Below are 10,972 nucleotides of genomic sequence, written 5' to 3' on the forward strand. Positions count from 1 at the left end.
GGGGAATTGCGGGGGGTCGGGGGCGGTGTGCCCCCGTGGGGTCGCGGGGCCGGAGACCGGCCCCGCGACCGTGGATCAGCGGCCGAGCATCGCCTGCGCCGCCTTCTGCGCGGCGTCCAGCGCGTCCTGCGGGCTCTTCTTGCCGAGCAGAGCCGCCTGGATCTCCGGCGCGAGCATGCCCTGGACCTCACGGGCCTTGTCCTGCAGCGGGCCCACGTCCATGCTCGGCAGCGTGGCGCCGACCGCGGTCTGGAGCGCGTCGCCGGGGTACAGATCACCGCCGGACTTGCGGGCCGGGAAGTAGCCCGCGGCCTTCTGAAGACCGGCCGCGTTCTTCGACTCGGCGACGAAGTTCAGCCAGTCCCCGGTGTTCTTCTTGTCGGCGCCCTTGAGCATCGAGAGCGCGCCCACGGTGCCGTAGCCGACCGAGGCGGTCTCCTTCAGCGGCGGCTGGACGACGATGTTCTCCTTGCCCCAGAACGGCTCGACGTCCGCCGTGGTGTTCTGCCAGGTGCAGGCGACCTTGCCCTTGGCGGTCGGGGTCTGCTCCAGCTTGGGCGTGGTCGTGACCAGGTCCTTGTCGGTGTAGCCGCCGTCGACCAGCTTCTTCAGGTACGTGAGCGCCTTGACGCCGGCCGCGTCGTTGAAGGTGACGTTCTTGCCGTCCTCGGAGAAGACGTCGCCGCCCGCCTGCCACAGCAGCGGGTAGAAGGTCATGTTCAGCGTCTGCTGGGTGTCGCCGCTGTAGCTGGTGGCGTAGTAGCCCTTCTCCTTCAGCTTCGGGGCCAGGGCCTCCAGGTCCGCCCAGCTCGTCGGATAGCTCTTCTCGCCGATGGCGGCGAAGACGCGCTTGTCGCAGATCAGCGGGTTGGCACTGGTCAGGATCGGGGTGGCGAGCGCCTTGCCCTCGACGGTGACGGACTTCAGCGCGAAGTCGGTGTAGTCGGACTTGGCGTCGGCCGGCATGTAGTCGTCGGCCGGCACGATGCTCTTGGCGTACTTCGGGAGCTGGTCCGGGATGAGATAGACCGCGTCAGGGCCCTTGCCCGAGGCGATGGCCGTGGCCAGAGCGGTGTCGCGGTTGGCCCAGGGGAAGGTCTCCACCTTCACCGTGACGCCCGCGTGCTCCTTCTCGAACGCCTTGACGAGGCCGTCCCAGTACGCCTTGTTCTTGGCCTCGTCGAAGATGACCGGATAGGTCCACATGGTGACGGTGTTGCCGTCGTCGCCGCTGCCGGAGCAGCCGGCCAGCACACCGGCGGCGAGCGCGGTCGCCATGACGGGGGCGGCCAGGGCGCGGACTCTGGAACGGCGGGTGAGGAGACGGGACATGAGGGAGTCCTCCGAGGACGTGAGGGTGGTTCGGGAAGAAGTCACTGCGCCGGGACCGTCTGGACGGTGCCGGTGTGCCGGGCACGTTCGGCGGCGAACGCCGCGAGATGACTGCCGAGCGAGGTGGCGGGGCCGGAGCGGACGGCCCCGGCGTCACCGGTGGCGACGGCGGTGACGAACGCCTCGACGAGCGCGGCGTCCCCGCCGCCGTGCCCGTCGGCGGCGTTCGAACCGGACGTGCCGAGTTCGTGGACGGTGGACTCGCCGGTCCGGAAGTCCTGCACGGTGACCCGCTCACCGTCACCGATGAGCCAGCCGTGCGAACCGAAGATCCGCGTCTGCCGGTGCGTCTGCTCGGTGAACGCCACCATCTGGAAGGTCGCGGTCACCCCGTCCGTCAGCTGCATCGCGAGGACCTGGTGATCGACCACGTCGTTGTCGCTCCGGTACGCGCAGACCCCGTACGGGCCCTCGCGCAGCGCCTGGACGAGCCCGGCCTCGTCGGTCGCCTCGGTGACATGGGTGACCGGCCAGACCGCGCCCTTCTCGCGCAGCGTCGGCATGTACAGCTTCAGCGCGCTGTACGGGCAGCCGGACTCGACCGCACAGTCCAGGCAGCGGTCCGCGGACCCGGCCGGGGCGTTCTCGGGCCGGAAGTGCTTCAGCCCGCCGAAGCCGGTGACCTGCTCGATCCGGCCGCCCATGACGTACGTGATCCAGTCCAGGTCGTGACAGGACTTGGCGAGCAGCATCGGGGACGAGTCCTTCTCGCTGCGCCACGGACCGCGTACGTAGCTGTGGGCGTAGTGCCACCAGCCGACCGGCTCCAGATGGTCGATCGAGACCAGCTGCCCGAGCACTCCGGAGTCCACGGCCTCCTTCACCAGGTCGGTGTACGGGGTGTACCGCATGACGTGGCACACCGCGAACAACACCCCGGCCCGTTCCACCCCCTCGACGATGCGGCGGGTCTCCTCCTCGGTCGGGGCGAGGGGCTTCTCGGCGAGGATCGCGTAACCGGCCTCGGCCAGGGCCAGCACCGGCTCCACGTGGAAGCGGTCCTGGGTGGCGACGATCACGGCGTCCGCGATCCGGTTCTCGGCCAGTGGCCGCCAGTCGTCGAACTCGACGGGCGCACCGGCGGCGGCGCGTGCGGCGGGGCGCGGATCGGCGACGGCTACGAGCTCGGCGCGCTCGGGGTGTGCCTTGATCCACTCGGCGTACGTCAGACCGCGGTTGCCGGCGCCGACGAGGGCGACCCGTACGGGCCGGCCGGTGATCGGGGTATGCGTGGACACGGGGAATCCCTGGTGCTCGGTGGTGCTCGACGGGAGAAGGGGTCAGAAGCGGAGCGTGGCCGCGGTGTGCGCGACGCGGTCGCCCTCGTCCGGCAGCGCGGTGCGCTCGGTGCCGTCCTCGACGCAGCCGGTGTGCAGCAGGTGGCTGCTGCCGCCGAACGCCGCGGGCCGCAGTTCGAGCCGGCCGCCGGTGAAGGTGGAGCCGGTGGCCCGGTAGCGGTTGGTGCCCTCGGTGACCAGCACATGGGCGGTGCCCTCGGGCGCGGCCGAGTCGAGGCCGCTGAGCTGCCAGTCGACGGTGCGCCCGGAGCCGGTACGGGCCAGCAGGGCGCCGTCCTTGTTGGTGCCGGACAGCCGCGTGCCGTCGATGCGCAGGCGCTGGTCCTTGGCCGAGGTCAGCTTGAGCCCGGTGTCGCGGAGTTCGCCGCCGAGCACGCTGATGTCGGCGTGGGCGAGCGAGACGGGGGCGGTGTCCTTCGATCCGGTCAGGGCGCACTGGTCGAGGACGAGCGGCCCGGTGCCGTTGAACACCGCGCCGTCCACTCCCTTCAGCGTGGAGCGCTGGAGGGTGAGCGGGACGGTGACGCCCGACTGGGTGACCTCCGCCCCCGCCGCGAACACGAACGAGGAGTCCGCGATCACGTTGGGACGGGCAGAGAGGTCCGAGGCCCGGGAGACGATCAGCGGACCCGTGGCCGTGCAGCCGCGCATCTGCACACCGTCCGCGTTGACCCAGAGCATTCCGGAGCCGGCCAGGGACTCCTTGCCGATGACCAGGACGTCCTCCAGCGTCAGATCGGTGATCTTGACGCGGGCCACGAACCAGGAGCAGGCATGTCGTCGCACGGTGATCCGCTTGGCCCTGCCGCCCCACGCCGCGCCGGAGTTGGCGAACGTCATCAGGCCGGAGTTGCCGGTGTAGACGAGGTCGTGCTCGAACTGGCCGTGCGTCACGAACGGGCCCTCGTCGTCACCGTCGCCGTGACAGTTGGTGACGTAGCAGTAGGCGGAGGCCGTGAAGTCGTTGAGGTGACGGGCGTTGGAGGTGTGACAGTCCTCCACGTGCCCGTACAGGCAGTAGATCTGCTGCGTGAGGTAGCCCGCGCCGCCGTAGGTGACGGACTTCGGGTTGGTGAGCGAGCACTGCTCGGTGCGGTAGTACGTGCACCAGCGGCGCATCACCACCGGCCAGAACGTGCCGACGGCCTCGATGCCCGAGACGTCGCAGCGCACCGCGTACTCGTACGCGACCGGGTGCGAGCCGGTCATCTCGTCCTCGCCCCAGCCCTCGAAGACCATGTTGCGGACGTGGGCTCGGTCGACGGGCTCGACCCGTGTCCACGTCAGGGTGCGTCCGGCCGCCAGGTCCCAGCCGATCTGGTAGTTGACCCGGATGTGCGCCGGGTCGACGACGTCGGTGACCTGGACCAGGCGCTGGATCTCCTTCTCGTACTTCCCCGCCAGCGCGTTGATCTCCACAGCCCACCACTGGCCCACGGCGAACTTCGACGCGTCCCCGACCTCGAAGAGGTCCGAGAGGTCCGGCATCGCCGCGCTCAGGCTGTGCTCGACGGTGGTGTCGGTGACGGTGCCGCGGAAGGAGAGGACGGCGCCGAAGGGGTTGTCGTGGGTGTTCTTCTCGATGTTCTCGGTGCGGATGTGGTGGCCGCCGAAGTCGAGTTCGATGTTCGAGCGGTCGAAGAGGTGTCGTTCGGTGAACAGGAGGTCGGTGTGGGCTTCGATGCGGTGGACGGCGGGGTCGTTGACCATGGCGTCGAGTGCGTTGTCCGCGGGGGTGCCGGCGTCGAAGTGGCCGAAGGTGCGGAAGTCGAGGGTGCCGGTGTGGAGTTGGTGCCAGCGTCCGGGTTTCGTTGTGGTGGCGGGGGCGATGACGGTGCCGCCGTTGTGTGGGGCGGTGGACTTCTTGTCCCAGTGCAGGGCCATGGTGCCGCCGTCGCCGGGGGTGCGGTAGCCGGCGACTATGACCTGGGTGCCGTCGGTGAGGGGCTTGGTGTTCAGGGCGCGCAGTGCGGTGACCGTGTCCAGGCGCAGGACGTTGCCGGTGCGGTCGGGTGCGGCCTGCGCGGGGCCGGTGGCCACGGCCGACCCGGCCACGACGAGACCGGCCAGACCCGAAGCCCGCAGAAGATTCCGGCGGGAGGACGCAGGGGTGCTGTGGTGCGGAACGCTCATGCGGACTTCGCCTTCCGAGAAGTGCGACGAGTGAGGGAGCGTTCCTGCGGTGGACTGCCATGAGGCGGATGGCTGAAAAGGGTTCGGTCCTCGGGTGTTCGCGGCGCGGTGGGCAGGCGCCGGAAGCGGACCGGAAGGGGTAAATCGTCGGTGACGGTGGAAAGTCACCTCGGTTGGCAGGGAACCTACGGCGGGTGAAGCCGATCGGTCAAGACCCGAATCCGTCGGAATGCGACGTGCCGGTGTCCGAGGCATCGGGCTCCGGGTCCTCGACCCAGCCCAGCGAGACACTGATCCGGCGGGCCGCATCGCGGACCTGGCCGCCCAGTTCCTGGTAGCGCCAGGCCGGCAGACCGAGCTTGAGCCCGGTGATGGAGACGGCCCCAGCGCACACCGACCGGTCGTCGAAGACCGGGGCGCCGATGCAGATGATGCCCTCGGCGTCCTCCTCGTCGTCCAGGGCGTAGCCGACCCGGGCGATGTCGCGCAGGTGGGACAGGAACGTCGCCGGATCGGTGATCGTGCGGGAGGTGCGCCGGGGCAGCCCGAACCGTTCGATGACCGAGGCGGCCTCGCTCTGCGGCATTGCGGAGAGCAGCGCCTTGCCCAGGCCCGTGCAGTGGGGCAGTTCGCGCTGGCCCATCCGCAGATCGAGCCGGACGCGCTGGTCGAGCTCGACCTGGTCCACCACGACCGCGTGGCCGTCCTCGGGCACGGCGAGCCGGGACGCCATGCCGGTGGCCCGGGTGAGATCGCGCAGGACGGGGTGGGCGACGCCGCGCAGGGAGACCTGGGACCTGGCGCGGTCGCCGAGCCGGGCCAGGCTCATGCCCAGCCGGTAGCGGCGGTTCATGCCCTCGCCGTCGTCCGAGACGAGTCCGTAGGCGCGCAGGGTCTGGAGCATGCCGAAGGCGGCGCTCTTGGAGATGGAGCAGGCCTGGCCGACCTCGGTGACGCTCAGACCGTTCCCCTGCGAGGGAGCGGCGAGCGCTTCGAGGATGTCCGCTGCCCTGGCCACGCTCTTGACCCAGTACTTCGGCTCTTCTGGGGCGGCACTGTTCGTCATAGCAGAACAGGGTAGTGCCTCCGGGCGTACGGAGGGCACCTCCGATTCGCGAAATCCGCTCCTTTCGGGCCTTGTTTGGCCGGAAGGGGGTTGACCGGTTTTCGGGGCGGACGTAATATCCAGGCACTGTTCTGCTCTACAGAACAGCGTTCTGAAAAATTGCAACGCACCACGGATCACCCTCTTCCTGCGGCGACTGCCGGGCGGATGGCGCCAGGGACTCACGGGCCGGGCAGGGCCCGCGACAACCGACGACTCTCGACGCAAGGAGCAAGCACCATGAGTTCAGGCCCGGCAGGCAACGAATCCGGAGCCCGACTCGCCGAGCGCGCCCGCCAGGTCGTACCCGGCGGCGTGAACAGCGGTCAGCGCAGCGTTCCCGGACTGACGGACCTGGTGGTCACCGGGACGCACGGCGCACGGTTCCGTACCGCCGACGGACGCGAGTACACCGACTTCCACTCGGCGTTCGGCCCGCCGCTGCTCGGCCACAACGACCCCGACGTGGCCCGCGCCACCGCCGAGGCCGGCGCGACGCTGGGCCACATGGGCGTCGGCGTCACGGAGGGCGAGGTCCTCCTCGCCGAACAGCTCGCCGAGCTGATCCCCTCGATCGAGAAGGTCCTGCTCACCAGCACCGGCAGCGAGGCCACGTTCCACGCGCTGCGCGTCTCCCGAGCCGCCACCGGCCGCCGCCTGGTCGTCAAGTTCCAGGGCTGCTACCACGGCTGGCACGACGCGGTCAGCCTCAACGTTATCTCCGAGCCCTCGAAGGTCGGCGGCCACGACCCGATCTCGACCGGCATCCTGCCCGAGGTCCTCGAAGCCACGCTCGTCCTGCCGTTCAACGACAGCGAGGCCGTCCGCCGCACCTTCGCCGAGCACGGCTCCGACATCGCCGCCGTCATCGTCGAACCCGTCCCGCACAACGTCGGCGCTCTGCTTCCGTACCAGGAGTTCCTCACTACGCTGCGCGAGGAGACCACGAAGGCGGGCAGCGTCCTGATCTTCGACGAGGTCATCACCGGCTTCCGCCACAGCATCGGCGGCTGGCAGCAGATCTCCGGCGTCACCCCCGACCTCACCACCCTCGGCAAGGCCATCGCCAACGGCGCCCCCGTCGGTGCGATCGGCGGCCGGGCCGACCTGATGGACCTCTTCTCCACGCGCCCCGGCGCCCCCGCCTTCTTCGCCGGCACGTACAACGGCCACCCGTCCGTCGTCGCCGCCGCCCTCGCCACGCTGCGCAAGCTGCGCGAGGAACCGGTCCACGACCACGTCTTCCGGCTCGGCGACCGCGTCCGCACCGAACTGACCGGCCTCTACGAGCGCCTGGGCGTGCCCGCCGTCGTCACCGGCTACGGCTCCGTCTTCGTCAGCTACTTCATGCCGGGCGAGGCCCCCCGTACGTACGCGGACCTGCTGAACAACGACGCGTCGATGTTCGTCGGCTACCGCCGCAAGCTCCTGGACCACGGTCTGTTCGAGCTCCCGCTCAACCTCAAGCGCAGCCACATCAGCTACGCGCACACCGACGCCGACGTGGACCGTCTGATCGAGGGCACCGAGGCCGCGGTCAGGGCCGTCCTCGCCGACGGCGGCGCCCGCGACCTGGAGAACACCTCGACCATGGGTGGAGCGACCCGCTGATGCTGACCGTCAACCGCACCCGCCCCGCCGGCCCCGCCGGACGGATCACCCGCGTCGAGACCCTGATGCTCGGCACCTCCTGGCGCGACTTCGGCTACGTCCGGGTCCACACCGACGAGGGCCTGACCGGCATCGGCGAGATCACCCACCCGTACCGGGTCAGCGAGGTCTGCGCGCTCACCGAGGCCCTGGCGCGACGCCATCTCATCGGCGCCGACCCCTTCGACATCGAGGAGCTCTGGCTCCGCGTCTACCAGGGCGACTTCCTGCGCGGCGGCGACATGGGCGGCGTCGCCCTGTCCGGCCTGGACCAGGCGATGTACGACCTGATGGGCAAGGCGCTCGGCGTCCCCGCCTACCGGCTGACCGGCGGCGCCTGCCGCGACGACGTCCGGGTCTACGCCAACGGCTGGTACACCGGCGAACGCGAGCCCGAGACCTTCGCCGCCAAGGCGAAGGAGACCGTGGCCAAGGGCTACACCGCCCTCAAGTTCGACCCCTTCGGCCCCGGCCTGCACGAGCTGGAGCGCGCCGAACTGCGCCGCTCCGTCGACCTCGTCGCCGCGGTCCGCGAGGCGATCGGGCCCGACATCGACCTCTTCATCGAGGGCCACGCCCGCTTCGCCATGCCGACCGCCGCCCGTCTCGTACGGGAGCTGGAGCCCTTCGACATCGGCTGGTTCGAGGAGCCGATGCCCTGGACCCACATCGAGCGGTACGCGGAACTGCGGCAGCGCGCCACCTTCCCCATCTCCGGCGGCGAGCACTTCCACAACCGCTACGAGTACAAGCAGCTCTTCGCGACCAACGCCGTCGACATCATCCAGCCCGACCTCTCCATGGCCGGCGGCTTCACCGAGGTACGGAAACTCGCCGCGATCGCGGACACCCACGGCATGCTCGTGGCCCCGCACAACTCCAACTCCCCGCTCTGCACCACCGTATCGGTGCACGCGGCGCTCGGAATCCCCAACTTCAAGATCCTCGAAACCTTCGACGGGCTCCTGGAGCCGTTCGTCTTCGACGCGCTCAAGGGCACCCTCCCGATGGAGGACGGCCGCATCGGCCTGCCGACCGCCCCGGGGCTCGGCGTCGAACTCGTCGACGAGGTCTTCGAGGAACACCCGCCCAGCCACCGCTTCTGGAACATGTTCGCGGACGGCTGGGAGAAGCGGAACCGCACATGATCGTCGACGTCCACTCCCATCTCTTCCGGCACAGCCACGACTTCACCGATCCGTTCAGCTCCGACTCCGCCCGCGCCCACGCGGGCGAGGTCGACCTCACGGTGAAGTGGGAGGAGTACGCGGCCACCGCGCCCGAGTCCACCCGGACGATCGTCGTCGGCGGCAAGGCGCGCCGCAGCGGGCTCTGGGTCGACGACGCGGCCGTGGCCGCGTACGTCGGAGAACACCCCGACCGGCTGATCGGCTACCTGGCGCTCGACCCCACCCAGCCCGGCTGGCAGGAGGAACTGCGCTACGGCCACCAGGAGCTGGGCCTGCGCGGCATCAAACTGATGCCGATGTACGCGGGCTTCGACCCGGCCGCCGAGGAGTACGACGAGCTGTACACGTACGCCGAACGGCACGGGCTGCCGCTCCTGGTGCACACCGGCACGACCTTCGTCTCCAGCGCACCGCTGGAGTGGGCGATGCCCCGGCACCTGGACGCCGTCGCCATCCGCCACCCGGAACTGCGGATGGTCCTCGCCCACCTCGGCCACCCGTTCGAGGGCGAGTGCATCGCCGTCATCCGCAAGCACCCGCATGTGTACGCCGACCTCAGCGCCCTGCACTACCGGCCCTTCCAGCTCTGGCACAGCCTCCGGCTGGTCCAGGACTACGGGGTCTTCCACAAGGTGCTGTTCGGCAGCGACTACCCGTTCACGACGGTCGACGACTCCGTGAAGGGGCTCCGGGAGATCGCCCGGATCCCCGGTATCCCCGGACTGCCGCCGCTCGACGCGGACGCGGTGGAGGAGATCATCCACCGGCCCTCGCTCGATCTGCTCGGCCTGAACGGCTGAACGCCTGAACGGCCCTGAACGGCTGACCGGCCCTCAACGCCTGAACGGGCCGTTTCCCCCCCAGCCTGCGGACCGGCGTCCGGTGCCACCCCCCGGCCCGGTTGCCGGTCCGCAGCCGGGCCGCCGCGCTCCACCCTGTTGTGTCCCTGCGCGGCGGCCCACCACCCCTCCTGCCTCGCCCTCCCGAAGGAACCCCGCGATGACCGCAGCCGTCCCGCCCCGCGGCACCGACCGCTTCGACCTGACCGGCCGCACCGCCGTCGTCACCGGGGCCGCCCGGGGCCTGGGCCGGTCCTTCGCCGTTGGCCTCGCCGAGGCGGGCGCGGATCTGGTGCTGGTCGACCTGCCCGGGGCCGAAGGAGTCGCCGAGACCGCCGCGGCAATCGAGGCGCTCGGCCGCCGGTGCCGCACCTTCGGGCAGGACCTCGCGGACATCGAGGCCCTGGCAGGCTTCGTCGACACCGTGCGCGCCGAGGCAGGGCCGTTGCACATCCTGGTCAACAACGCGGGCACGGCGGCCCTGGAACGCTTCAACGAGATCACCCCGGCCAGCTGGTCGCGCATCATGCGGGTCAACGTGGACGCCGTCTTCTTCCTCAGCCAGCGCATCGCCGAGCACATGACGGCCGACTCCGTTCCCGGCCGCATCATCACCATCACCTCGAAGAACGCCCTGGTGGCAGAGGCCGGTCTGGCCCACTACAACGCCTCCAAGGCCGCCGCGCAGCTCCTCACCGAGACCTTGGCGGTCGAGCTCGCCCCGCACGGCATCACCGCCAACACCCTGGCCCCAGGCATGGTCGAGACGCCCATCGACGGCGAGTTCCCCTTCGACCGGGAGGCCTTCGAAGCCGCGTACCGCGAGCGCATCCCGCTCGGCAGGTACGCGCAGCCCGACGAGTGTGTGGGCGCGCTGCTGCTGCTCGCCTCGGACGCCGGGGCGTATCTCACGGGGGCACGCCTCGTCGTCGACGGGGGAGTGCTGGCGGACCAGATGCCGCGGATGCGCTTCATGCCGCCGTACCGCAACACGATCTGACCGCGCCGACCGGCAGTCGGTTCACGCCGAGCCGACCGGCAGTCGGTTCACACCAGAGCCGACCAGCAGTCGGTTCACGCCGAGCACGCATCGACAACGCGAGGAGCACCTCCGTCATGTCCGTCCCTGCTTCGTCCGCCGCTCCCACCTCCGCCTCCTCCCGCCGGAATCTTCTGCGGGCTTCGGGTCTGGCCGGTCTGGTCGTGGCCGGGTCGGCCGTGGCCACCGGCCCCGCGCAGGCCGCACCCGACCGCACCGGCAACGTCCTGCGCCTGGACACGGTCACCGCACTGCGCGCCCTGAACACCAAGCCCCTCACCGACGGCACCCAGGTCATAGTCGCCGGCTACCGCACCCCCGGCGAC

The 10,972-nt window shown here is 70.3% G+C and carries 8 protein-coding genes and 1 pseudogene; 5 read left to right on the forward strand and 4 right to left on the reverse strand.

The annotated features are described in order from the left end of the window. Nucleotides 1–75 precede the first annotated feature (75 nt). From JGS39_RS34470 to JGS39_RS34485, 4 genes are all read right to left on the reverse strand, one after another. The gene (locus tag JGS39_RS34470) at nucleotides 76–1,332 is read right to left on the reverse strand and encodes an ABC transporter substrate-binding protein (RefSeq protein ID WP_219573687.1); all 1,257 of its coding nucleotides are present in this window, start codon (nucleotides 1,330–1,332) and stop codon (nucleotides 76–78) included. A gap of 41 nt (nucleotides 1,333–1,373) precedes the next feature. Continuing rightward, entirely contained in the window at nucleotides 1,374–2,630 is a 1,257-nt protein-coding gene (locus JGS39_RS34475; protein ID WP_219573688.1) for a Gfo/Idh/MocA family protein, read from the reverse strand. A 42-nt stretch (nucleotides 2,631–2,672) separates the two neighbouring features. Beyond that, nucleotides 2,673–4,823, reverse strand: coding sequence for a putative phage tail protein (locus tag JGS39_RS34480; protein ID WP_236065878.1), 2,151 nt, complete (start codon nucleotides 4,821–4,823; stop codon nucleotides 2,673–2,675). Between the two features lie 208 nt (nucleotides 4,824–5,031). Further along, nucleotides 5,032–5,889: an IclR family transcriptional regulator gene (locus JGS39_RS34485; RefSeq protein WP_219573689.1), complete on the reverse strand. Its 858-nt coding sequence runs from the start codon at nucleotides 5,887–5,889 to the stop codon at nucleotides 5,032–5,034. Nucleotides 5,890–6,168: 279 nt separating this feature from the next. Here JGS39_RS34485 and JGS39_RS34490 point away from each other — a divergent pair, with 279 nt between their 5' ends. From JGS39_RS34490 to JGS39_RS34510, 5 genes and pseudogenes are all read left to right on the forward strand, one after another. Beyond that, nucleotides 6,169–7,539 carry an aspartate aminotransferase family protein gene (locus JGS39_RS34490; protein ID WP_219573690.1) on the forward strand — a complete coding sequence of 457 codons (1,371 nt, stop codon included), beginning with the start codon at nucleotides 6,169–6,171 and terminating at the stop codon, nucleotides 7,537–7,539. Continuing rightward, nucleotides 7,539–8,726: a mandelate racemase/muconate lactonizing enzyme family protein gene (locus tag JGS39_RS34495; RefSeq protein WP_219573691.1), complete on the forward strand. Its 1,188-nt coding sequence runs from the start codon at nucleotides 7,539–7,541 to the stop codon at nucleotides 8,724–8,726. The genes JGS39_RS34490 and JGS39_RS34495 overlap by 1 nt, the downstream gene beginning before the upstream one ends. Further along, nucleotides 8,723–9,568, forward strand: a complete 846-nt coding sequence (locus tag JGS39_RS34500; protein ID WP_219573692.1) for an amidohydrolase family protein — start codon at nucleotides 8,723–8,725, stop codon at nucleotides 9,566–9,568. Before JGS39_RS34495 ends, JGS39_RS34500 begins: the two co-directional genes overlap by 4 nt. 199 nt (nucleotides 9,569–9,767) lie before the next feature. Continuing rightward, on the forward strand, nucleotides 9,768–10,607 hold the full coding sequence (locus JGS39_RS34505) for an SDR family NAD(P)-dependent oxidoreductase (protein WP_219573693.1): 840 nt from the start codon (nucleotides 9,768–9,770) through the stop codon (nucleotides 10,605–10,607). A gap of 116 nt (nucleotides 10,608–10,723) precedes the next feature. Then, a pseudogene (locus JGS39_RS34510) lies at nucleotides 10,724–10,972 on the forward strand (peptidase C14); the annotation flags it as partial.

The organism is Streptomyces poriferorum (assembly GCF_019399235.1).
Classification (GTDB): Bacteria; Actinomycetota; Actinomycetes; order Streptomycetales; family Streptomycetaceae; genus Streptomyces; species Streptomyces poriferorum.